A 22147-nucleotide genomic window follows, 5' to 3' on the forward strand; every position below is an offset into this window, starting at 1 on the left:
GGCCTCGTGCACCCGTCTGTGAGCGAGCCCCTCACCCGACTGCCGGACGGCACCGTCAAGCAGCGCAACCCCTTCACCGGTACCGAGGTCTGGACCGTGCCCGGCCGCGGCCACCGCCCGCTCGGCCTCGTCCGGCCCGCCCCGCAGCCGCTCGACCCCGCCCAGCACGGCCGGCACTGCGCCTTCTGCGAGCACCGGATGCTGGAGACGCCGCCGGAGAAGTCACGCATCGTCTCCACGAGGGCCGACGACGGCGCCCCGGCCTGGCAGATCCTGCGGCATCCGGCCGCGGAGCGGCTCGAGGAGACGATCCCGGCCTTCCGCCGGGTCCCCAACCTCTTCGAGATCCTCAGCTACGACTACTGGCGTCTCAACCACGGCTACGAGCTCCCCCCGGACGCGTGCCGCCGCCGTGACGAGTACCTGGCCACCGAGGCCGGCCGCGCCCACGTGCGCGCCGTCGTCACCGCGAAGCTGCGCGCCTCCGGCCGCTCCGCCGAGGAGGCGGCGGCGATGTCCGAGGCGGAGCTGATCGGGGCGTCGGCCGCATTCTTCGGCGGCACGCACGACGTCGTGATCGCTCGGCGGCACTTCGTCGACGGCGCCGTGGACGACCACCAGCTGGCCTCCTCGGGCACCCTCACCCCGGATGAGCACCACGCGTTCATGGCCCTGACCGCCGACGCGATGCGGGACCTCTACGCGACCACGCCCGCCGTGCGGTACGTCTCCGTGTTCCAGAACTGGCTCAAGCCCGCCGGCGCCTCCTTCGACCACCTGCACAAGCAGCTCGTGGCCATCGACGAGGTCGGCGCGCAGAACGTCGCCGCCCTGGACCGGCTGCGCGAGGACCCGCAGGTGTTCAACCAGGCCGCGCTGGACGTGGCCGTGGCGCACGACCTGATGATCGCCGCGAACGAGCACGCCGTGATGTTCGCCGGCTTCGGTCACCGGTATCCGACGGTCGAGGTCTACTCCACGAGCCCGGTGGGGCAGCCGTGGCGGCAGACCGCGGCCGAGCTGCGCGCCGTCTCCGACCTGCTGCACGCCGCCCACGCGGCCACCGGCCCGGACGTCCCCTCCAACGAGGAGTGGCACACCCGCCCGCCCGGCGTCGCGGACCCGATGCCGTGGCGCGTGATGCTCAAGTGGCGCGTCTCCACACTCGCCGGCTTCGAGGGCGCCACCAAGATCAACGTCAACACCCTCAGCCCGTGGGACGTGCGGGACCGGGTGCTGGCGAGGCTGCGGGAGCTGTGGGCGGCGGGCGCGCTCGCGGACGGGATGCGGATCGGGGCCGACGCGCGGGTCCGGCCGGGCATGCTCCGGTACGCGGACTGAGCGGCGGGGCCCGTCCCTCCGCGCGGTCGGTAGCGTGGGCGTCATGGCCCTCCACCTGCAGCGCTACCGCGAGATCGCCCACGTCATGGCCCGCAACGGCCTCATGGCCACGGCCGTGCAGGCCGGGCTCTCCCGGTGGCTGCCCCTCGAGGAGGGGGAGCCGCACCTGGGCATCGACGCCGAGGCCCGCCCCGAGCTGTTCGTGCGCACGTTCGAGGAGCTGGGCGTCACCTTCGTGAAGCTCGGGCAGCTGATCTCGGCGCGCCCGGACGTGTTCCCCGAGGCCTACTGCGCGGCGTTCGCCCGCCTCACGGACAGCACGTCGGCGGTGCCCTTCGAGGCCGTCGCCCGGACGGTCGAGGAGGACCTCGGCGCCGACGTCGACACCCTGTTCGCCTGGTTCGACCGGGCGCCCCTGGCCACCGCCTCCATCGGTCAGGCCCACCGCGCGCGCCTGCATGACGGGCGCGCCGTCGTCGTGAAGGTCCGCAAGCCCGGTGTGGTGGAGCAGGTCCAGGCGGACCTGGAGATCCTGCGGACGCTGGCGGCCACGTGGTCGCGGGCCTCACGGACCTTCGCCGACCTGGACGTGCCGGCCATGGTGGACGAGTTCGACCGCTCGCTGCGCGCCGAGCTCGACTACGTGGTGGAGGCGCGGGCCTGCGAGGAGATCGCCGCCGGCTTCCGGGACACCCCGGGCGTGCGGTTCCCGTGGATCGAGTGGGACCTGACCACCTCGCGCGTGCTGACCATGCAGGAGCTCTCCGGGCTGCGCGTGGACGACCTGGCCGGACTCGACGCCGCCGGCATCGACCGGGAGGAGCTGGCGTACCGGGCCGCCGACGTGCTGCTGGCCATGGTGTTCGAGCACGGCGTGTTCCATGCGGACCCGCACCCGGGCAACCTGTTCATCGAGCCGGACGGGACCGTCGGGTTCATCGACTTCGGCTCCGTGGGGCGGATCTCCCCGTCCCTTCGACGCCGGTTCGCGGGCCTGGCCATGGCGCTGGCCCGGCAGGACACCGACGGGCTGGTGCGGGCCCTGCTGGACATCGCCCCGCCGCGCGGCCCGGTGGACCGCCGTCGGCTCCGGCTGGAGGTGGCCCGGATCGTCGGCCGCCTCGAGGGGCGCGAGCTCGAGGACATCCGCGTGGCGCAGCTGATCTCGGAGATCTTCGCCCTGGTGCGGCGCCACCGGCTGTCCCTGCCGCCCGAGCTCGTGCAGCTGCTGCGGATGCTGATCATCGTGGACGGCATCGGCCGCCGCCTGCACCCCGGCTTCGACTACACCCGCGTGCTCGACCCGTTCGCCCTGCGCCTCGTGGGGGAGCACCTCGACCCCCGGCGGGTGGCGGGCCGGATCGGCCGGGCCACGATCGCGGCGGCCGAGCTCGGCATCGACCTGCCGGAGTACGCCCGCAAGGTGATGGAACGCATCGACGACGGCGGGATCGACGTCACCGTCCGCGCGAGCGAGCTCGAGCCGCTCGTGACGCGCCTCGAGCGGACGGGCGACCGGGTGGTGGCCGCCATGGTGGTGGCCGCGATGATCACCGGCGGCACGAACGTGCTCGTGGCGTACAAGGACCGGCTCGGCCGCTTCGCCGGGCCGGTGGTGGCCGCCGGCGGCGCCGCCCTGACCGGCGGCAGCGCCTATCTGGCCTGGATCAGCCGCCCGCGGCGTCGCCCCCGCTGAGGGCCACGGGCGGGGTCAGTCGTCGGGATCATGCCCGCACCAGGCCGACCGCGGCGCAGGCCGTCTCGAAGTCGTCGAGGCCGAACGCCTGGATCGGGCTGACGACGCCGGCCTCGAGGGCCCGGCCTGCGGCGAGCTGCCGGGCGCCCCAGGCCATGAGGTCCCCGGTCAACGTGTAGGCGTTGGGGCCGCGCAGGTGCACGTCCGCGACGACGCGGCCGGCGGCGTCGCGCGCGATCGCCCCGACCCGGGAGCCCGTGCGGGCCCGGTCTGCGGCGTCGGGGCCACCCGGGTCCCCGGCCAAGGGCCGCAGCAGGGCCTGCACGCCGCGGGCGACGCCGGGGAGCCACCCCACCGCGCCGAGGGCGGCGGCGCCGATCTGCGTGGGCCGGGCCGGGAACCAGCCGTTGAAGACCTCGACCTCATCCAGGCCGGGCTGCATCCGCGGCAGGAACAGGGACTCCGTGCCGCCGAACAGCACGCCGCGGCGGTCCTGCCCGTCGACCCGGAAGACGGCCGACCGGCTGGCCGGGCCCGTCGTCGCCAGCCGCCCGCCGCGCCACGTGATCGTCCGCTCGGTGAGGGCGTCTACCATCGTCTGGCGCGTCCCGTGGCTGAGGTCGACGCGCGGGTCCAGCTCGCCGTCGGCGAAGTAGCCGATCTGCAGGGACCGTGCGCGTCCACCGGCCTGCGCCAGCGCGAGCCCGCCCGCGAGCATGCCCGGCGCGTAGTCGAAGCCGAGGGCGGGCAGCAGGGTGGCGCCCGTGCGTCGGGCGGTGGCGTCCAGGTCCGCCTTGAGGTCCTTCACGAAGCCGACCTCACCGGTCGAGTCCACGTAGTGCGCGCCCCGCTCCGCGGCGGCGCGGGCGACCGGTCGGCCGTAGCGTTCGAAGGGGCCGACCGTGGAGACCAGCACATCGCCCTCCGTGACCAGGGCCCTCAGCGAGGCGGGGTCCCCGGCGTCGGCGACGGCGACCTCCAGCCCGTCGTGCCGCCTCGCCGCGTGCTGGAGCGAGTCCCGGTTCCGGCCCGCCAGCACGGGCCGTGCGCCCTGGGCCACGAGGGCGTCCACGACGAGGGATCCGGCGTAGCCCGTCGCGCCGAGCACGATGATGCGGGGGGCGTCGGGGCGGTCGAGGTGCAGGGGAGAATCCGTCATGCCCTCCTACAGCTAGGCCGCGCACGCGGAGACCTCACGGGCTCGGCGACGCCGATCCGCGTGGACCCCATCTCGCGCTCCCGGACCGGCGGACCCGGACATGGCGAGCCTGGCCCGGCACCCGCCTGCAGGGGCAGACTCGGGGGATGACCCGTACCCCGCCCGCCGTCGCCCCGCCCGCCGCCGAGACCGGCGGCGAGAGCCTGCTGACCGTCCTGATCGCCCTCGGCGTGAACGCGGTGATCGCCGTCGTCAAGTCGATCGTGGGCGCGGTCACCGGCTCAGCCGCGATGGTGGCGGAGGCCGCGCACTCCTGGGCCGACGCCGGCAATGAGGTCTTCCTGCTGCTGGCGGAGCGTCGGGCCGGCCGAGCCCCCGACGCGCGGCACCCGCTGGGCTACGGGCGCGCGGCCTACGTGTGGTCGATGGTCGCGGCCTTCGGCCTGTTCGCGGTGGGCTCGGCGGTCTCGGTCTGGCACGGGATCACGGCCTGGTCCGCCCCCGAGGAGGAGGCGGAGTACACGATCGCGTACATCGTGCTCGCCGTCGCGTTCGTGCTCGAGGGCATCTCGTTCCTGAACGCGCATCGGCGCGTCCGCCGCGACGCGGAGCGGCGGCACATCAGCGATGCCACGTTCCTGCGCCAGACCTCGGACCCCACCCTGCGCGCCGTGTGGGTGGAGGACGCCTCGGCCCTGATCGGCCTGGCCATCGCGGCCGCCGCCCTCGCCCTGCACCAGCTCACCGGGGACCCCCGGTGGGACGCCGCCGGCTCGATCCTCGTGGGCGTGCTGCTCGGGGTCGTCGCGATCTTCCTGCTCTCGCGGAACATGGCGTTCCTCGTCGGCGAGGTCGCCGACCCGGTGATCCGGACCCGGGTGCTGCGCTGGCTGCTGGAGCGGCCCGAGGTGCTCTCCGTGAGCTACCTGCACCTCGAGTACGTCGGCCCGGAGAAGCTCTTCGTCGTCGGGGCCGTGGACCTGGCCGGGGACGAGCGGGAGAGCGAGGCCGCGGTCCTGCTCCAGCGCGTGGAGGACGCCCTCCTCGAACACCCGCGCGTGGCCGCCGTCGTGCTCTCCCTGTCCAACCCCGCCCACGCGCCCCTGGCCCCGGAATCGCAGAACACCCGCGTCTGAGCCCGCGCGGCCGGCGGGCGAGCGGCCTCAGTCGAGGCCGGGGCGGCGGCGCGTGCGCTTCACCTCGGAGCGACGGTGTTTGGCCTCCAGGCGGCGCCGCCGAGAGCCGCGCGTCGGCTTGGTAGCCCGCCGCGGCGTCGGCGGGGCCAGGGCCTCGCGCAGCAGCGCCGCGAGCCGCTCGCGGGCGGCCACCCGGTTGCGCCGCTGGGCCCGGTGCTCCGCCACGCTGACGGTGAGCACCGTGCCGGCCAGCCGGGGCGCCAGCCGTGCGAGGACGCGGGCGCGCTGGACGTCGTCGAGGGCGGAGGTGGCCGCCAGGTCCAGACTGAGCTGGACCCGCGAGTCCGCCGTGTTCACGCCTTGACCGCCCGGGCCGGAGGCGTGGGAGAAGCGCTCGACGAGTTCGCCCGCGGGGATGACCAGCCCGCGGGGTGCGCCGGGGCCGGGGGTGACGCGCACGTCGCCGGGGCGGGGCTCAGCCACGGGGCGCCGCCGTCCGTGGTCCGCGCAGGTCCGCGAGTGCGACGAGGAGCGCGAGCGCCATGCACCCCGCCACCAGGGTGAAGGCGGCCATGAACGCCCCGTCCCAGTCGGCACCGGAGGCGACGCCCAGGAACACCCCCACGATCACGGCGGTGCCGACGGCCGTGCCGACGCGCTGGCCGGTCTGCAGGACGCCGCCGGCCGTGCCGGAGTGCCGCGGCGGGACCTCGGCCAGGCTGAGGGTCTGGTTGGGGGAGACCACCAGCCCCTGCCCGGCACCCAGGATGGCGAGGGTGAGCAGCAGCCACCATGGACTCAGGCCGAACTCCCGGTTGGCCCACGCCACCCCAATGGAGCCCACGACGGCGAGCAGCGCCAGCGCGATGCCGAGGACGACGATCTTCCGGCCCGTGCGCAGCACCACGCGACCGGCCACGGTGGACATCACGCTCGACATGACCGCCGAGGGAAGGCCGATGAGTGCGGCGTGCAGCGCCGGGTAGCCCAGCCCGTTCTGCATGAACATGGCGATCACCACGAACATGCTGGTCGAGCCGGTGAAGTAGATGGCGATCAGCAGGGCGCCGCACGCGAAGCTGCGGGTCTGGAACAGGCGCAGGTCCACCATCGGGGCGCGGCCCCGTCGGGCGTACCGGGCCTCCCACCGCGTCCAGAGGGCGGCCAGGCCGATGCCGACGGGCACGAGCACGAACCGCCACGGCCCGAGCCCACGGTCCAGGAACGGGAGCATGACGGCCACGAGGGCGCCCGCCAGCAGGACGACGCCGACCGGGTCCAGGTCCGGACGCCGCGCCCGCTCGGGGACGGTGCGCGGCAGCCAGTGGCGGGCCACGACCAGGGCGCCGAGGGCGATCGGCACGTTCACCAGGAAGGTCGCGCGCCAGCCGAGGTCGCCGCCGAGCCACGCGATGAGCCCGCCGCTGAGCAGCGGCCCCACCGCCACGGACACCCCGACGACGGCACCGAGCGCCCCGAACGCCCGGGCGCGGGAGGCGCCGGAGAACTCGCCCTGGATGAAGCCGGTGACCTGCGGGTTGAGCAGGCCCGCGCCCACGCCCATGACCAGGCGCGCGAGCACGAGCAGGACGCCCGTGGGCGCCAGGCCGGACAGGAGCGCACCCAGCGCGAACACGCCGAGGCCCACCATGAACAGCCGGCGTCGTCCGAAGAGGTCACCCGCCCGGCCCGCCGGCACGAGCACCATGCCGAACACGAGGGTGTAGCCGGAGATGGCCCACTGCAGCTCCGCGTCGCTGGCGTCCAGGCCCCGCTGCAGGGCGGGCAGGGCCACGTTGATGCTGGACACGGCCAGCAGGGACATGAAGATCGGGATGAGGAGCACCGCGAGGATGCGCTGCTGGTGCGGGGTGAAGACCGAGGACGCGGCGCCGTCGGACGGACGCGGGGCGACGGGCATGCGGTCTCCTTCACAAGGGTGTCTCGGGCGCTCTCCAGGATCGGCCCTCGTCCCGCATCGTGCCAGGTCCGAGGGTCCTCGGCCCGGTGCGGCGCACGGGGGCCATGACCGCGGCCGACGCGCTGCCGCCCCTCACTTCGCGTCCGCGTATGACCCCACGCTGGAGACGGTGAGCGGGAAGTCCACGGGGGCGGGACCGAACAGCAGGCGGCCGGCGGCGCTCGCGGACTCCGCCACGACTGTCCGCACGGCCTCGGCCTCCGCGGCCGGGCCGTGCAGGACGACCTCGTCGTGGACGAAGAACACGAGTTCCGTGTGCATGCCGGCCGAGCGCAGTCGACGGCGGATCTCGCCCATCCAGCACAGCGCCCACTCGGCTGCGGTGCCCTGCACCACGAAGTTCCGGGTGAAGCGGCCCTGGGAGCGTCGCCGTCGCCGGGCCGCGGACTCGGCGGCCTGGGTGCCGACGTCGGACACGGACTCCTGCCACTTCCGCCCCGGTGCGGGGGACCAGCGGCCCAGCCACGTGGACACCTGGCCGCCGCCCTCGCCGACGGAGGCCGCCCGCTCGAGCAGGCCGATCGCTCGGGGGTAGAGCCGGCGCAGGTGCGGCATGAGCGCCGCGGAGTCGCCCGTCGTCGAGCCGTACATCGCACCCAGCAGGGCGATCTTCGCGCGCCCGCGGTCGGCCAGCGCGGTGCCGGCCGCCCGGCCCTGCTCCGCCACCTCCCGGTACAGGTCGGGCGTGGTCCCGGCACGGGCCAGCGCCTCGTCGGCGGCCATCGCGGCGAGGATGCGCGGCTCCACCTGGGAGGCGTCGGCCACGGTCAGCGTCCACCCGGGGTCTGCGCGGACGGCGTCGCGCACCCCGGCCGGGACCTGCATGGCCCCACCGCCGTGGGCGGCCCACCGCCCGGTCACCACGCCGCCGACCAGGTAGGCGGCGTGGAACCGGCCGTCGTCGCCGATCCACTGGTCCAGCCAGTGCCAGCCATTGGCCGTCCACAGCCGGGCCAGGGCCTTGTACTCCAGCAGCGGCGCGAGCAGCGCGGCCCGCGCCTCGCGTTCCGCGCCGCCGGCGTCGATCCAGTGCTTCAGGTCCCACTGCCGCGTGGACTCCACGGCCACGCCTGCCGTCTGCAGCGCCCGCAGCAGGCTGGGCTGCGAGTCGGGGCTCAGCCCGGGGGAGCCCAGGACGTCGGCGATGCGTTCGGCCAGGGCCTGCAGGCGGGCGGGACGCTCGCCCGGTGCAGGCCGGGGGCCGAGCTGCTCGGTGAGGAGCGCCTCGTGCACGCCCCTGTCCCACGGCAGACCCGCCGCCCGGATCTCCGCGGCCACGAGTGCGCCCTGCGACTCCGCCGCCGCGAGCAGCCGCAGCCGGTGCGGGTGGGCCGAGCCCTCGACGGCGGCCCGCTGCGCGGCCAGCTCGGCCGCGAGCACGGTGACGTCCGGAGCAGGGCCGGTCTCGTCCGGCAGGTCGAAGAAGGACTCCTGACCGGCGGGCACCCGCGCGGGGCGCTCGGGCTCCGTGGGGTCGGCGACCTCGAGCTGCGCCACGGGCGTGTAACGCACCCCGCTGCCCGGCGCCGTCGCCGCGTGCCGCAGGATCCGCTGGACGAGGGCCAAATCCCAGCACCGATCCACCCGCACTCCCGCCGCCAGCCAGGCGGCGTACTCCGTCCCGACGTCGGCGAGCACCCAGCGGACCGTGCTCGGGTCCACGCCCAGGCGGGCGGGCAGACCGGCCACGAGCCCGGCCACGGACCCGGCGGGGCAGGATCCCAGGGGAGTGGCGTCGTCCCCGTCCACGGCCCACCAGGCGCCGGGGCTGCCGACGGAGGCGGGGGCGGGGCCCAGGACGACGAACATGGTCCTCATTCTGCCCCGCCGCCTCACCGTGGGCGGGGCGAGGGGCTGTGCGACTTGCACGCTCGCCGAGCGAAGAACACACTGTGCGGACGCACCGGCGCGCAGCGGGCCGTCGGGCGCCACCCAGAGAGGACCCACCATGACAGCGACCCGGTCCGGCGGCGCCGCGACGTCTCGCCTCAACGCCAAGGTGGTCGGCATCTCGGTCGCCGCCGCGCTCGGCGGTTTCCTGTTCGGCTTCGACACCTCTGTCATCAACGGCGCCGTGGACGCCCTCGCCGGGGAGTTCGGCCTCGGCGCCGGTCTCACGGGTTTCGCCGTCTCCTCGGCGCTGATCGGCTGCGCACTCGGCGCCTGGTTCGCCGGGCCGATCGCCAACCGCCGCGGCCGCGTGCCCGTGATGGTGATCGCCGCGATGCTGTTCCTGGTCTCTGCCATCGGCTCGGGTCTGGCGTTCGGCGTGGTCGACCTGATCGTCTGGCGCATGGTCGGCGGCCTGGGCGTGGGCGCCGCGTCCGTGATCGCTCCGGCGTACATCGCGGAGGTCAGCCCGGCCCATGTGCGCGGTCGCCTCGGCTCGCTCCAGCAGCTGGCGATCGTCCTGGGCATCTTCGCCGCGCTCCTCACGGGCGCGCTCTTCGCGACGATGGCCGGGGGAGCGGCGCAGCCGTTCTGGCTCGGCGTCGACGCCTGGCGCTGGATGTTCCTGGCCGAGGCCGTCCCGGCGGTGCTGTACGGCCTGTTCGCCCTGAAGCTGCCGGAGTCCCCGCGCTACCTGGTCGCCCGCGGCCGCACGGACGAGGCGGCCGAGGTCCTGCACGAGTTCACCGGTGTGGACCGGGTGAACCTGATGATCGAGGACATCCGGCGCTCGCTGGACTCGGAGCGCCGCGAGTCGCTGGCGGACCTGCGTGGACCGGCGGCGGGCCTGCAGCCGATCGTGTGGATCGGCATCCTGCTCTCCGTCTTCCAGCAGGCCGTGGGCATCAACGTGATCTTCTACTACTCCACCACCCTGTGGCGCTCGGTGGGCTTCGGGGAGTCGGACGCCCTCACGGTCACCGTGATCACCTCGGTCACGAACATCGCCGTCACCCTCATCGCGATCGCCCTGGTGGACCGCGTCGGCCGTCGCCCCATGCTGATCGCCGGCTCCGCCGGCATGACGGTCAGCCTCGGCCTGATGGCACTGGCCTTCTCCTTCGCGCAGACCGGCGGCGGCGAGTCCGTGTCCCTGCCGCAGCCGTGGTCCACCGTGGCGCTGGTGGCCGCGAACGCCTTCGTGGTGTTCTTCGGCGCCACCTGGGGTCCGCTGGTCTGGGTGCTGCTGGGCGAGATGTTCCCGAACCGCATCCGCGCCGGCGCGCTCGCCGTGGCCGCCGCCGCGCAGTGGGCGGCGAACTTCACCGTCTCCACCACGTTCCCGTGGCTGGCGGACATCGGCCTGACCCTCGCCTACGGCCTGTACGCGGTCATGGCGGCGCTGTCCCTGGCCTTCGTGGTGGCCTTCGTCCCCGAGACCAAGGGCAAGACGCTCGAGGAGATGAGCGACGTCGTCGTGCGCTCCCCGGGGCAGCGGCGCGCGGTGCGCGCCGAGGCGGAGCGGGACCTGCGCGGCTGACACCGCCCGTCCCGACGACGGCCCCCTCCCTGAGCTGCAGACAGGGAGGGGGCCGTGGTGTGTGCGGGGCGGGTCAGCCGGCGTCGGCGCCGGTGGCGGCCTCCTCGTCGTCGCGGCGCTCCAGGCCCTCGTCCGCGGAGCCCTCGATGAGACGGTCTCCGGCGATCTTGTCGACGATCATCGCGATGGCGGCGTCGCCGGTCACGTTGGTGGCGGTGCCGAAGGAGTCGATGGCGATGTACGTGGCGACCATGAGCGCGACCTGCGGCTCGGTGAAGCCGAGCATCGAGGACAGCAGGCCCGAGGCCGCCACGATCGCGCCGCCGGGCACGCCGGGCGCCGCGACCATGGTGACGCCCAGCATGAAGATGAAGCCCACGAACACCGGGATGTCGATCGACTGGCCCGAGAGGAACAGCACGGCGATGGAGAACGAGACGATCTTCACCGTGGAGCCGGCCAGGTGGATCGTCGCGCACAGCGGCACGACGAACGAGGCGATCGGCCGGCGCACGCCGAGCAGCAGGGTCTGGCGCAGGGTCACCGGGATGGTCGCCGCCGAGGACGAGGTGCCCAGGGCCGTCGCGTAGGCCGGCAGCATCGTCTTCAGGGCCGTGAACGGGTTGCGGCCCGTGATCGCGCCCGCGACGACGTACTGGATGAGCAGCAGCACCACGGTGAGGCCGAAGACCAGCAGGATCACGCCGAGGAACGTGGTGATGACCTTGAAGACCTCGCCGGCGGCGGTCATGTTCAGGAACACGCCGAAGATGTAGACGGGCAGCAGCGGCACGATCAGACCCATGACGACCCGCTCGATGATCGATCGCAGCTGGTCGAAGCCCTCGTGCAGGGCGCCGCGCGGCAGCATCGTCAGGCCGATGCCGAGCACGAACGCGAGCAGCAGGGCCGTCATCACGCCGAAGGGCGGGTCCATCTGCACCTCGAACAGCGGGCCGAGCAGCGCGTCCTCGGGGTTGGCCATCGCCTCGAAGGACCCGGGCGTGAGGATCAGCGGGAAGACGAGCAGGCAGACCAGCAGGGCGCCGAAGCCGCCGAACAGGGTGGAGCCGTAGGCGATGCCGCCGGTCAGTGCCAGCAGCTTCCCCGCGCCCCGGCCGATGTCGCCGATGGCGGGGGCGACGAGCGCCAGGATCAGCACCGGGACGATGAAGCCCAGGAAGTTCGAGAACAGGCCGTTGAAGGTGGCGAAGGCCTGCACGAGCCAGGTCGGCGCGACCAGGCCGACGAGGACGCCGGCCACGATCGCGAGGAGGATGCGGGGCAGCAGGCCGAAGCGGCGGCGGGGCGCGACGACGGCGCCCCCGGAGTCGGGGCCGGACGCGTCGAGGGCGTCGGAGTGGGAGCGAGACATGGCCGACACGCTAGCGCAGGCCGTCCTACCCGTCGCCTGGGCGTCGGGCCGTCCGCGGCGGCGTCGGCGGCCCCCGTCGTGGTGCAGAACACAGGGAGCGCCACCGTCTCGGGTAGCGTGCAAGAGCATGCTCGCCCCACCCGGACCGAAGGAGACGACGATGACGGTCCCGCCCCGCCCCGCAGACGCCCGGGCCGCCCAGGGGCGCGCTGCCGGCGTGGAGGCCGCATGAGTGAGTTCCTCGCCTCACGCTGGCCGGACATCCTCTTCCGGGCGTGGCAGCACGGGTGGCTCGTGCTGCAGGCGCTGGCCATCGCCACCGTGCTCGCCATCGCGCTGGCCGTGATCGCCACGCGGATCAAGGGCCTGACCCCGATCGCGAACGCCTTCACGGCCGTCGGGCTGACCCTGCCCTCCTTCGCGCTCATCGGCGTCCTGATCCCCCTGGTGGGCATCGGGACCGTCCCCGCCGTCGTGGTGGTGGTCTTCTACGCCCTGCTGCCCATCCTCCGCAACGCGCTCGTGGGTCTGCGCGGCGTGGACCCGGAGGTGCTGGAGGCCGCCCGGGGGATGGGCTTGGGGCCGGTGGCGCTGTTCACCCGGGTGCGTCTCCCGCTGGCCTGGCCCGTGATCCTCACCGGCATCCGGGTCGCGGGCCAGCTCGGCATGGGCGTCGCCGCGGTCGCGGCCTACGTCCTGGGGCCTGGACTGGGCTCGTACATCTTCACGGGGCTGGTCTCCCTGGGCGGCGCCAACGCGTTGAACTACGCCCTCGTGGGCACCCTCGGCATCGTCGTCGTCGCCCTCGTCCTGGACGGGCTGCTCGTGCTGCTCGGCCGGCTCACCATCTCGAAGGGACTGCGCGCATGAGCACCGACCGTGACGCCGGGGCCGAGATCCGTCTCGAGTCCCTGACGAAGCTCTATCCGGGGCAGGACCGTCCCGCCGTGGACGCCCTGGACCTCGTCATCCCCGCGGGGGAGACGGTGGTGTTCGTCGGTCCGTCCGGCTGCGGCAAGACCACCTCGCTGAAGATGATCAACCGCCTCATCGAGCCCACCTCCGGGCGGATCCTGATCGGCGGGGAGGACATCACACGCCGTGACCCCACCCGGCTGCGCCGTCAGATCGGCTACGTCGTGCAGGGCGGCGGCATGATGCCCCACCTGTCCGTCGCCGAGAACGTCGGCCTGGTGCCGCGCCTGCTCAAGTGGGACCGCCGGCGCATCGCCGACCGCGTGGACGAGCTGCTCGACCTCGTCGGCCTGGACCCGGCGATCTATCGAGACCGTTTCCCGCGCGAGCTGTCCGGCGGACAGCAGCAGCGCGTCGGCGTGGCCCGGGGCCTCGCGGCGGATCCTCCCGTGCTGCTCATGGACGAGCCCTTCGGCGCCGTGGACCCCCTCACCCGCCAGCGCCTGCAGCAGGAGATGCTCGACATCCAGGCCAGGGTGGGCAAGACCATCGTGATGGTCACCCACGACGTGGACGAGGCCGTGCTCCTGGGCGACCGGATCCTGGTGCTCGAACCCGGCGCGCACGTGGCCCAGTACGCCACCCCCGAAGAGGTCCTGGCGCGGCCGGCCACCGAGTTCGTGGCCGACTTCGTGGGGTCGGGGGCGGGGCTCAAGCGGCTGGGGCTGCGGTCGGTCGACTCGCTGCCGCTGCGCCCGATCGCACAGCACCCGACGGGCACGCTGCCGGGCGGGCCCGTGCTCGACGCGGCCACCCCGATCAGCGAGGCCCTCGCCGTGCTGGTCACGGCCCCGGCGGAGGAGATCGCCGTGGTCCGTGGTGGCACGGTCATCGGTCTGCTCGACTATGCGACACTGCGCGCGCACGCCCGCGCCGCCGACGAGCAGGCTCGGCCATGATCGCCCGGCTGCGTGCGGCCTCCGCCGAGGACCGCCTGCTCCTGATCGGCCTGCCGCTGCTGGTGGCCGCCCTGCTGATCGGGTGGACCGTCTGGGTGCGCGGAGCCGCCCTCGACGACGTCGAGGCCCGGCTGCTGACCTGGCCCACCGTCCTGCGCCTCACCGCCGAGCACCTGGCCCTCGTCGGCGTGTCCACCGTTCTGGTCGTGGCGACGGCCATCCCGCTCGGCGTGCTGCTGAGCCGCCCCGCCGCCCGGCGGTTCACCCCCGTCGCCATGGGGCTGGCCAACGCCGGCCAGGCCGCTCCCGTGATCGGTGTGATCGTCCTGCTCGCCATGGCGTGGGGGTTCGGCTTCCGGGTCGCCGTCCTGGCCCTGTCCCTCTACGCGTTCCTGCCCGTGCTGGCCAACACGCTGGCCGGGCTGCGGGGCGTCGACCCCACCGTCGTCGAGGCGGCCCGCGGCATGGGCATGTCGCCGCTGCAGACCCTGCTCCGGGTGGAGCTGCCCTTGGCCCTGCCCGTGATCATGGCGGGTCTGCGGACCGCCCTGGTGCTGCTGGTGGGTACCGGGGCGTTCGCGACGTTCATCGACGCCGGCGGCCTCGGCCTGCTCATCCAGACCGGGATCGTCCTGTTCCGCTTCCCGCTGCTCGTCTCGGGGGCGATCCTCGTGGCCGCCCTCGCCCTGATGATCGAGTGGATCGGCCGCCTCGTCGAGACGCTGGCCACGCCGAGGGGGCTCGCATGACCACCCCGCGCGCGACCACCCCGTCCCGCCGCCGCGGCCGGACCCCCGCTCGTGCCGCGCTCGCCGCGCTCGGCCTGGCGGCCTCCCTGGTCCTGTCCGGGTGCGGGCTGAGCACCGCCGGCGGCTACCTGCCCTCGGGCACGCCCGCCGGCGACGTCGCCGGGATCGACCTCGAGGGCGCCCACGTGGCGGTGGGCTCCAAGAACTTCAACGAGGGCGTCGTGCTCGGCAAGATCACCGCGATCCTGCTGCGCTCCGCGGGGGCCGACGTCGAGGATCTGACCAACATGCCGGGTTCGCTCAGTGCGCGCCAGGCCCAGGTCGCAGGCGTCGTGGACGTCGAGTGGGACTACACGGGGACGGCCTGGATCACGTACCTGGGCCACACCGATCCGATCCCGGACGCCCAGGCGCAGTGGGCCGCGGTCCGGGACGAGGACGCGCAGCAGGGCCTGGTGTGGCTGCCGCCGGCCGAACTCGACAACACCTACACCTTCTCCGTGCGCCAGGACCGGGCGGAGGAGCTCGGCCTGGAGACCCTGGCGGACATCAAGGACCTCCCCACGGAGGACCAGTCCTTCTGCGTGAGCGCCGAATTCGCCGCCCGCAACGACGGGTTCCTGCCCATGCTCGAGGCCTATGGGATCGAACGGCCCACCGGATCCCGGCTGCGCCAGATGGACCTCGGGGCGGTGTTCGCCGCGGTGGCGGACGGGTCGTGCACCTTCGGGGAGGCGTACGCCACGGACGGGCGGATCGCCGCGCTGGACCTGACGACCCTGCAGGACCCGCTGAGCTTCTTCCCGAAGTACAACGCGGCCCCCATCGTGCGCGAGGAGGTCCTGGCCGAGCACCCCGAGATCGCCGACCTGCTGGCGCCCGTGACCGCGCGCCTGGACAACGCGACGGCCGCGCGCCTGAACGCCCGGGTGGACGTCGACGGCGAGGAGCCCACCCAGGTCGCGTGGGACTGGCTCCGCGAGGAGGGCCTGATCACAGACTGACGGCCCGCCGACGCCGCCGGCACGGCGGATCAGGCAGCCGTCAGCGTGCGCGAGTAGACCGTCCGGCCGACGGCGTTGATCAGACGCACCCGGAACTCGCGGCCGTCCTCGGGGATCTCGACGTGGCCGAAGTACTGGTGCTCGCCGGAGCGCGGCGAGCCCATGACCGGCCCGTGCGCCTCGAAGTCCAGGCGCGGGCCGAAGGTGCCGTCCAGCGTGTTCGGGCCGGACGATCCGGCGTTGATGGGGCCGGCCACGAACTCCCAGAACGGCTCGAAGTCGGTGAACGCCGCGCGGTCGGGGGAGTAGTGGTGCGCCGCGCAGTAGTGGACGTCGCCGGTGAGGAACACGACGTTCTTCACGCCGTGGTCCTTGATCGCCTTCAGGAGGCGGGCGATCTCCAGCTCGCGGCCCAGCGGGGCGCCGTCGTCGCCGTTGGACAGGGACTCCTGCCCCGTGCCGTCGGGGACGATCAGGCCCAGAGGCAGGTCGTTGGCGATGACCTTCCACGTGGCGGTCGACGCGCGCAGCCCACGGATGAGCCACTGCAGCTGCTCCTCGCCCAGGATCGGGGTCTCGTGGGTCTCGAGCCCCGGGGTGTTCTCGCCCTTGTGGGTGCGCATGTCCAGGGCGAACACGTCGAGGGTCGCGCCGCGGGGGATCCTGCGGTAGATGCGGGCGGGCTCGAAGCCCGAGCCGCGGCGCAGGGCTGTGGAGTCGGCGATCGGCATGTACTCCTGCCACGCGCGGCGGGCGCGGGCGGCCAGCGTGTCCACGTCACGGACCTGGGTGTAGCGCGGGTCTTCGAGGACCTCACCCGGCCACCAGTTGTTGGTCGTCTCGTGGTCGTCCCACTGGGCGATGACGGGGACGTCCGCGTACAGGGCGCGGAGGTTGTCGTCCATCATGTTGTAGCGGTGGCGGCCGCGGAACTCGTTCAGCGTCTCGGCGACCTTGGACGTCTCCTCCGTGACGAGGTTGCGCCAGGTGGGCTCGCCGGCCACCTCGAGGGTCTCCGGGATGGGGTTGTCCGCGTAGATCGTGTCGCCGGAGTGCAGGAAGAAGTCGGGCATCGTGGCGTGCATCGCCGCGTAGCCGCGCATGCCGCCGATCTCCGGGTTGATGCCGTAGCCCTGCCCCGCGGTGTCCGCGGTCCACACGAAGGACTGGGCGGCGGAGGTCTTCCGGCCGAACCGCGCGCCGGGCGCCGTCGTGAAGCGGGCCACGGCCGACTCGCCCAGGCGGCCGGCCTCGTCCTCGAACGCGTACGTCACCTCGAAGCGGGTGTCGGAGGGCAGCGTGTCCGCGAGGATCTTCGCGGTGTGGTCGGTGGCCCCGTCGACCCAGCCGGAGCGCAGGGTCAGCCCGCGAGCGAAGCGGCCGCGCAGCACCTTCCCGTCCTCGTCGACCGCGCGCAGCGTGGCGTGCAGGCGCGAACGGCCGGACGAGCGCGCCCACAGCACGGCCGAGTTCGAGGTGACGTCGCCGGTGGCGACGCCGGACGGCAGCGTCAGACGGGACGCGACCAGGCCACCGGGGGTGTGGCGGGCCGGACGGGCGGCGGCGGGGCCGGCGAGGGCGGCGGGGGCGAGTACGGCGGCGGACGCCGCGGCGAGCACCGAACGGCGGGAGGCGGAGTGGGACAGGGGTGCGGTGGTCTGCTTCACGGGGCCAGGGTGGGGCACGCAGGCGAGGGACATGTGGCCTCGGGCTGACCCCCGGGTGAACGTCCGACGCCGGCCCCCGGCGGCAGCGGGGTCGACCGGCCCGGGGCCGCTCAGCGCAGGGCGGTGACCGTCCGGACGGCGTCGACGATCGCGTCCGCCGCGGCGTCGAGCAGCGGGGCGTCGGCGTCCGGGCCGAACGTGCAGCGCAGGGCCGTGCGGGCCTCGTCCTCGCTGAGGCCCAGCGCGAGCAGGGCCGGGGACGGCTCGGCGTCGTGGGCCGAGCACGCGGACCCCGCCGAGGCCAGCACGCCCCGGCGGGCCGCCTCCTCCAGCACCGACTCGCCGTTCACGCCGGGCAGCACGAACGAGGCGTGACGCGGCAGCCGCCGCGCGGGATGGCCGGTCAGCCGCGCGTCGGGCACGAGCGCCCGGACGCCGTCGAGCACGCGCGCCGCGAACCGGTCCCGCAGCCCGGACCACGCGTCCGCGGCCGCGGTGCGCTCCGCCTCGGCCTCCTCGAAGGCCGCCGCGAACCCGGCGGCACCGGCCACGTTCTGCGTCCCGGACCGCCGGCCCCGCTCCTGGCCGCCGCCGGGCACGAGCGGTTCCAGGGCGTGACCCGGGCGCACCCACAGCGCGCCGACCCCCTTGGGCCCGCCGACCTTGTGCCCGGACAGCGCCACGAGATCCGCCCCGAGGGCGCGCACGTCCACCGGGATCTGCCCCGCGGCCTGCACCGCGTCCACGTGCAGCGGCACGCCCGCCTCCCGGGCGACGGCGGCCAGCTCGGCCACCGGCTGCACCGTGCCCACCTCGTTGTGGGCCAGGTGCACGCTGACCAGCGCGGTGTCCGGGCGCAGGCGGGCGGCGAGGTCGTCCGCACAGGTCAGGCCGTCACGGTCCAGCGCGAGGTGCTCGACCTCGACGCCGTGCAGCCGGGCCAGCTGGTCACAGGACTGCCGCACCGCGCTGTGCTCGATCCCCGTGGTCAGCACGTGGTTCGCCGGGCGGCCGGCGAGGATCCGGGCGCGCACCGTGCCGAGCACGGCGAGCGCGTCGGCCTCCGTGCCGCCCGAGGTGAACACGACCTGCCCGGCCCGGGCGCCGATCGCGCGGGCCACCCGCGCGCGGGCGTCCTCGAGCAGGGCCGCCGCCGCCCGGCCGGCCTCGTGCGCCGAGGACGGGTTGCCGTAGACGCCGGTGAGGGCGGGCCACATCGCCTCCAGCGCGCTGCGCCGGACGGGCGCGGTGGCCGCGTGGTCCAGGTCGAGGGTGGTGCTCATCGGCGCGGCGAGACCTCCTCGACCACGGCGTCCAGGCCCAGGTCCAGGGACTGGACGGTATGGGTCAGCGCTCCCACCGAGATCACGTCCACGCCCGTGGCCGCGATCGCCCCGATCGTCTCGAGGCTCACCCCGCCGGAGGCCTCGACGACGGCGCGGCCCGCCACGAGCTCGACGCCGGCCCGCAGCTCGGCCGGCGAGAAGTTGTCCAGCATGATCGTGTCGACCCCGGCGGCGAGCACCGCCGGGATCTGCTCGAGCCGGTCGACCTCCACCTCCACGTGGGTGGTGTGCGGCAGGCGGGCCATCCCGGCGCGCAGGGCCGCGGTGAGGGCCTCGCCCGGGTCGCCGGCACCGCCGAACCCCAGCGCGGCCAGGTGGTTGTCCTTGAGCATCACGGCATCCGAGAGGCTGAAGCGGTGGTTGTGCCCGCCTCCGTCCCGCACCGCCTGCCGTTCGAGCACGCGCAGACCCGGGGTGGTCTTGCGGGTGTCCACCACCCGCGCGTGCCCGCCGCCGGCGCGCACGGCGGCCACGTGGGCGGCCGTCGTCGTGGCGATCCCGGACAGGCGCTGGACGAGGTTCAGCGCCACGCGCTCGGCGCGCAGCACCGAGCGGGCGGGGCCCGCGACCTCGGCGACGACGGCGCCGGGGGACAGGTCGGCGCCGTCGGCCAGGTGCAGGGTGACGGACACGGCCGGGTCGACGAGCCGGAAGGCGGCCTCGAGGGCGTTCGTGCCGGAGAGCACCCCGGCCTCGCGGGCCACCACGCGCGCGGTGATCCGGGCCTGCTCCGGGACGAAGGCCTCCGAGGAGACATCACCCCAGGGCGCGTCCTCGGCGAGCGCGGCGGCCACGATCCGCTCCACGTCCGGCTGCGGGGCCGGCGTCGCCGGGGCGCGGTCGGCCGGGGTCACGTCCCGGCCCCGGCGGACTGCGCGGCCGACTGCTTCGGCGCGACGGCCAGCATCCGCTCGAGCGCGGTGCGGGCCGGGTCGGCCACGGACGCGGGCACGGTGATCCGGTTGACCACGCGGCCGGCCACGAGCTCCTCGAGCACCCACGCGAGGTAGCCGGGGTGGATGCGGTACATCGTGGAGCACGGGCAGATCACGGGGTCGAGGCAGAAGATCGTGTGCTCGGGGTGCTGGGCGGCCAGGCGCTGCACGAGGTTGATCTCGGTGCCGATCGCGAAGGTCGAGCCGGCCGGCGCCGCCTGGATGGCCTTGACGATGAAGTCGGTGGACCCGGAGGAGTCCGCGGCCTCCACCACGGGCAGGGGGCACTCGGGGTGCACGATCACCTGGACGTCCGGGTGCTCGGCGCGGGCCTGCTCGATCTGCGCGACCGTGAAGCGGCGGTGCACCGAGCAGAAGCCGTGCCACAGCAGGACCTTCGCGTCCCGCAGGGCGTCCTCGGAGTTCCCGCCCAGCGGCAGGCGGGGATTCCACGTCGGCATCTGCTCGAGTGGGATCCCCCTGGCGCGGCCCGTGTTCCGGCCCAGGTGCTGGTCCGGGAAGAACAGGACGCGCTGGGCACGCTCGAACGCCCAGTCCAGCACGGCCGAGGCGTTGGAGGACGTGCACACGATGCCGCCGCGCTCGCCGACGAAGCCCTTGAGGGCCGCGGAGGAGTTCATGTAGGTCACGGGCAGCAGGGGCACGCGCCCGTCGTCGTCCGGCTCGGTGCCGTAGACCGCCTCGAGCTGCTCCCACGCGTCCTCGACCGAGTCCAGGTCGGCCATGTCCGCCATGGAGCAGCCGGCGGCGAGGTTGGGCAGGATGACGGCCTGGTCCGGGGTGGAGAGCAGGTCCGCGGTCTCCGCCATGAAGTGCACGCCGCAGAACACGATCGCCTCCGCCTCGGGCCGGCCCTGGGAGGCCCGCGCGAGCTGGAAGGAGTCGCCCACGAAGTCGGCGTGCTGGACGACCTCGTCGCGCTGGTAGAAGTGGCCCAGCACGACGACGCGTTCGCCGAGTGTCTGCCGCGCGGCGCTGATCCGGGCGTGGAGCTCCTCGTCGGAGGCCCGCTGGTACTCCTCGGGGATGCGGCCCTGCACGGGGGCGTCGGCCGGGACGACGTCGTCCTGCGATGCGCCGGGGCCGTAGGCGGGCAGGCCGGCGTCGAACGCCCAGGGGCCGCGGGTCAGGTCGGGGGAACACGAGGAGCCGCGCGCGGCGTCCTTGTCGATCAGGGTCAGGGTGCGGGCCACCGAGGCGGTGGTTCCGGTCGGGGTGGTCATGGGTGACTCCTGGGTCGGGGCTGGTGGGTCAGCGGCGGGCGTCCGGCCCGGCGGGATCGGGGTCGGTCCCGGGCCCGGCGGGCCGGTACCGGTAGAGCTTGGGCGGGCGGTGCGGGGTGCCGCCGCGGACCTCGCCGGTCTCCTCGAGGGCCCCGGCGGCGAGGGTGGCGCGGCGGAAGTTGGCGGCGTCGAGGCCGCGGCCGAGGACGGCCTCGTGCACGGCGCGCAGCTCGGCGAGGGTGAAGGAGGGCCCCAGCAGCGCGTGCCCGACGCCGGCTCGCGGCAGGTCCGCGCGCAGGCGCGCCACGGCCGCCGCCAGGATCTGCGCGTGGTCGAACGCCAGCGCGGGCGGCGCGTCGGCCCGGTGCCAGCGCACATGGACCCCGATGGGCAGCCCGGCCACGTCCGGGTCCGGGCTGGACGCTGGGGCGGCGCCGTCGTCGTCCAGGGCGGGGCTGAGCGCCCAGTGGGCCACCGTGAGGACGCGTCCGGTGGGGGAACGGTCCACGGCGCCGAACGCCGCCAGCTGCTCGAGGCGACGGACGGGACCGGGCACGCACTCGGCGGCCACGCGTGCGGCGACGTCGGCCAGCTCCTCGTCCGCGCCGAGCCACGCGCCCGGCAGCGCCCACCGGTCCAGGAACGGCTCGCGCATCCGCGGGACGAGGGCGACACAGAGGCGGGGCACGCCGTGCGGGTCCGGGCGCACGCCGAAGACGGCCGTGGACACGGCCACGCTGACGCGGGCCTCAGCGACCGGCATGGGACCTCCCGGGGCGGACTGGCGGGGCTGTTCTGGTCAGTATGACACTGTTCGCGCCCATCTCAGAGGGTCGAGATGACTGTAAGGCGGGGGAGGCGCCGGCGCGGTCCCGCGCTAGCTGTAGGAGGGCATGACGTTGTTGACTCGGGCCGGGGCCAACGAGGCCGGAGGGGCGTCCCCGCAGGAGGTATGAGGCCGATGGTAGTTGTAGTGGTTCACCCACACCGCCAGGGCCTCACGCCGAGCCTGCTCTGAGGTGTAGGGGCGGGCGTAGAGGACCTCATCGACCATCAGCCGGTTGTACCTCTCCACCTTCCCGTTATGGCGCGGGGTGTAGGGCCGGATCCGGTGATGCCGGCCCCCGAGCGAGACCACCTTGGCGGTGAAGTCCACGGCCCGGTAGTTGTTCCCGTTGTCCGTGACCACCCGGTCCACGGTGATGCCGTG

19 protein-coding genes are annotated in these 22147 nt (G+C 74.4%); 8 read left to right on the forward strand and 11 right to left on the reverse strand.

The features are described 5' to 3' along the window. Positions 1–18: 18 nt before the first annotated feature. Both ACUW6W_RS03830 and ACUW6W_RS03835 read left to right on the forward strand, forming a co-directional pair. Positions 19–1341, forward strand: a complete 1323-nt coding sequence (locus tag ACUW6W_RS03830) for a DUF4921 family protein (protein WP_174233307.1) — start codon at positions 19–21, stop codon at positions 1339–1341. Positions 1342–1384: 43 nt separating this feature from the next. Beyond that, entirely contained in the window at positions 1385–3037 is a 1653-nt protein-coding gene (locus tag ACUW6W_RS03835; RefSeq protein WP_036338696.1) for an ABC1 kinase family protein, read from the forward strand. Between the two features lie 28 nt (positions 3038–3065). Here ACUW6W_RS03835 and ACUW6W_RS03840 read toward each other — a convergent pair whose 3' ends face one another. Further along, positions 3066–4196 carry a saccharopine dehydrogenase family protein gene (locus ACUW6W_RS03840; protein ID WP_036338699.1) on the reverse strand — a complete coding sequence of 377 codons (1131 nt, stop codon included), beginning with the start codon at positions 4194–4196 and terminating at the stop codon, positions 3066–3068. A gap of 146 nt (positions 4197–4342) precedes the next feature. Between ACUW6W_RS03840 and ACUW6W_RS03845 the strand changes: the two genes are divergently transcribed. Further along, complete coding sequence (locus ACUW6W_RS03845) at positions 4343–5332, forward strand: cation diffusion facilitator family transporter (RefSeq protein ID WP_036338702.1); 990 nt, start codon at positions 4343–4345, stop codon at positions 5330–5332. Positions 5333–5359: 27 nt separating this feature from the next. Here ACUW6W_RS03845 and arfB read toward each other — a convergent pair whose 3' ends face one another. The 3 genes from arfB to ACUW6W_RS03860 all read right to left on the reverse strand — a co-directional run bounded on the left by arfB (position 5360) and on the right by ACUW6W_RS03860 (position 9122). Continuing rightward, the gene (gene arfB, locus ACUW6W_RS03850; protein WP_036338705.1) at positions 5360–5815 is read right to left on the reverse strand and encodes an alternative ribosome rescue aminoacyl-tRNA hydrolase ArfB; all 456 of its coding nucleotides are present in this window, start codon (positions 5813–5815) and stop codon (positions 5360–5362) included. Further along, positions 5808–7253, reverse strand: coding sequence for an MFS transporter (locus ACUW6W_RS03855; protein WP_135101944.1), 1446 nt, complete (start codon positions 7251–7253; stop codon positions 5808–5810). Before ACUW6W_RS03855 ends, arfB begins: the two co-directional genes overlap by 8 nt. A 132-nt stretch (positions 7254–7385) precedes the next feature. Then, positions 7386–9122 (reverse strand): bifunctional 3'-5' exonuclease/DNA polymerase, encoded by a 1737-nt coding sequence (locus tag ACUW6W_RS03860; protein WP_435035619.1) that lies wholly within the window; start codon positions 9120–9122, stop codon positions 7386–7388. 139 nt (positions 9123–9261) lie between these two features. Here ACUW6W_RS03860 and ACUW6W_RS03865 point away from each other — a divergent pair, with 139 nt between their 5' ends. Next, positions 9262–10743 carry a sugar porter family MFS transporter gene (locus ACUW6W_RS03865; RefSeq protein ID WP_206482135.1) on the forward strand — a complete coding sequence of 494 codons (1482 nt, stop codon included), beginning with the start codon at positions 9262–9264 and terminating at the stop codon, positions 10741–10743. Between the two features lie 73 nt (positions 10744–10816). Here ACUW6W_RS03865 and ACUW6W_RS03870 read toward each other — a convergent pair whose 3' ends face one another. Then, positions 10817–12118, reverse strand: a complete 1302-nt coding sequence (locus tag ACUW6W_RS03870) for a dicarboxylate/amino acid:cation symporter (RefSeq protein ID WP_135101379.1) — start codon at positions 12116–12118, stop codon at positions 10817–10819. Between the two features lie 228 nt (positions 12119–12346). Here ACUW6W_RS03870 and ACUW6W_RS03875 point away from each other — a divergent pair, with 228 nt between their 5' ends. The 4 genes from ACUW6W_RS03875 to ACUW6W_RS03890 are packed head-to-tail and all read left to right on the forward strand — an operon-like array spanning position 12347 to position 15745. After that, positions 12347–12988, forward strand: a complete 642-nt coding sequence (locus tag ACUW6W_RS03875; RefSeq protein WP_135101381.1) for an ABC transporter permease — start codon at positions 12347–12349, stop codon at positions 12986–12988. Further along, positions 12985–13992, forward strand: a complete 1008-nt coding sequence (locus ACUW6W_RS03880; protein WP_135101383.1) for an ABC transporter ATP-binding protein — start codon at positions 12985–12987, stop codon at positions 13990–13992. Before ACUW6W_RS03875 ends, ACUW6W_RS03880 begins: the two co-directional genes overlap by 4 nt. Continuing rightward, positions 13989–14741: an ABC transporter permease gene (locus tag ACUW6W_RS03885; protein WP_017487925.1), complete on the forward strand. Its 753-nt coding sequence runs from the start codon at positions 13989–13991 to the stop codon at positions 14739–14741. The genes ACUW6W_RS03880 and ACUW6W_RS03885 overlap by 4 nt, the downstream gene beginning before the upstream one ends. Next, positions 14738–15745, forward strand: a complete 1008-nt coding sequence (locus ACUW6W_RS03890) for a glycine betaine ABC transporter substrate-binding protein (RefSeq protein ID WP_135101385.1) — start codon at positions 14738–14740, stop codon at positions 15743–15745. The genes ACUW6W_RS03885 and ACUW6W_RS03890 overlap by 4 nt, the downstream gene beginning before the upstream one ends. Positions 15746–15774: 29 nt before the next feature. On the opposite strand, the gene ACUW6W_RS03895 is transcribed toward ACUW6W_RS03890, so the two are convergent. From ACUW6W_RS03895 to ACUW6W_RS03920, 6 genes are all read right to left on the reverse strand, one after another. Beyond that, positions 15775–17412, reverse strand: a complete 1638-nt coding sequence (locus tag ACUW6W_RS03895; RefSeq protein ID WP_049145952.1) for an alkaline phosphatase D family protein — start codon at positions 17410–17412, stop codon at positions 15775–15777. A gap of 110 nt (positions 17413–17522) precedes the next feature. Next, the gene (locus ACUW6W_RS03900) at positions 17523–18695 is read right to left on the reverse strand and encodes a cysteine desulfurase family protein (RefSeq protein WP_135101387.1); all 1173 of its coding nucleotides are present in this window, start codon (positions 18693–18695) and stop codon (positions 17523–17525) included. Further along, positions 18692–19612, reverse strand: a complete 921-nt coding sequence (gene nadC / locus ACUW6W_RS03905) for a carboxylating nicotinate-nucleotide diphosphorylase (protein WP_135019382.1) — start codon at positions 19610–19612, stop codon at positions 18692–18694. The genes ACUW6W_RS03900 and nadC overlap by 4 nt, the downstream gene beginning before the upstream one ends. Further along, a complete protein-coding gene (nadA, locus tag ACUW6W_RS03910; RefSeq protein ID WP_113913746.1) occupies positions 19609–20937 on the reverse strand; it encodes a quinolinate synthase NadA in 1329 nt (442 codons plus the stop codon). Before nadA ends, nadC begins: the two co-directional genes overlap by 4 nt. 28 nt (positions 20938–20965) lie before the next feature. Beyond that, positions 20966–21700, reverse strand: coding sequence for an NUDIX hydrolase (locus ACUW6W_RS03915; RefSeq protein WP_036316445.1), 735 nt, complete (start codon positions 21698–21700; stop codon positions 20966–20968). A 114-nt stretch (positions 21701–21814) separates the two neighbouring features. Beyond that, a partial coding sequence (locus tag ACUW6W_RS03920) for an integrase core domain-containing protein (protein ID WP_454179834.1) occupies positions 21815–22147 on the reverse strand: 333 nt, incomplete at its 5' end.

The sequence above is a fragment of the Micrococcus sp. 093350064-1 genome, assembly GCF_053627955.1.

Bases quoted from the DNA above. Each gene is read 5' to 3' on its own strand.
- ACUW6W_RS03885 (WP_017487925.1), top strand. From the start codon at position 13,989: ATGATCGCCCGGCTGCGTGCGGCCTCCGCCGAGGACCGCCTGCTCCTG.
- ACUW6W_RS03845 (WP_036338702.1), top strand. From the start codon at position 4,343: ATGACCCGTACCCCGCCCGCCGTCGCCCCGCCCGCCGCCGAGACCGGC.
- ACUW6W_RS03880 (WP_135101383.1), top strand. From the start codon at position 12,985: ATGAGCACCGACCGTGACGCCGGGGCCGAGATCCGTCTCGAGTCCCTG.
- ACUW6W_RS03890 (WP_135101385.1), top strand. From the start codon at position 14,738: ATGACCACCCCGCGCGCGACCACCCCGTCCCGCCGCCGCGGCCGGACC.
- ACUW6W_RS03860 (WP_435035619.1), bottom strand. From the start codon at position 9,122: ATGTTCGTCGTCCTGGGCCCCGCCCCCGCCTCCGTCGGCAGCCCCGGC.
- ACUW6W_RS03855 (WP_135101944.1), bottom strand. From the start codon at position 7,253: ATGCCCGTCGCCCCGCGTCCGTCCGACGGCGCCGCGTCCTCGGTCTTC.
- nadA (WP_113913746.1), bottom strand. From the start codon at position 20,937: ATGACCACCCCGACCGGAACCACCGCCTCGGTGGCCCGCACCCTGACC.
- ACUW6W_RS03835 (WP_036338696.1), top strand. From the start codon at position 1,385: ATGGCCCTCCACCTGCAGCGCTACCGCGAGATCGCCCACGTCATGGCC.
- ACUW6W_RS03870 (WP_135101379.1), bottom strand. From the start codon at position 12,118: ATGTCTCGCTCCCACTCCGACGCCCTCGACGCGTCCGGCCCCGACTCC.
- ACUW6W_RS03900 (WP_135101387.1), bottom strand. From the start codon at position 18,695: ATGAGCACCACCCTCGACCTGGACCACGCGGCCACCGCGCCCGTCCGG.
- ACUW6W_RS03915 (WP_036316445.1), bottom strand. From the start codon at position 21,700: ATGCCGGTCGCTGAGGCCCGCGTCAGCGTGGCCGTGTCCACGGCCGTC.
- ACUW6W_RS03865 (WP_206482135.1), top strand. From the start codon at position 9,262: ATGACAGCGACCCGGTCCGGCGGCGCCGCGACGTCTCGCCTCAACGCC.
- ACUW6W_RS03875 (WP_135101381.1), top strand. From the start codon at position 12,347: ATGAGTGAGTTCCTCGCCTCACGCTGGCCGGACATCCTCTTCCGGGCG.
- ACUW6W_RS03840 (WP_036338699.1), bottom strand. From the start codon at position 4,196: ATGACGGATTCTCCCCTGCACCTCGACCGCCCCGACGCCCCCCGCATC.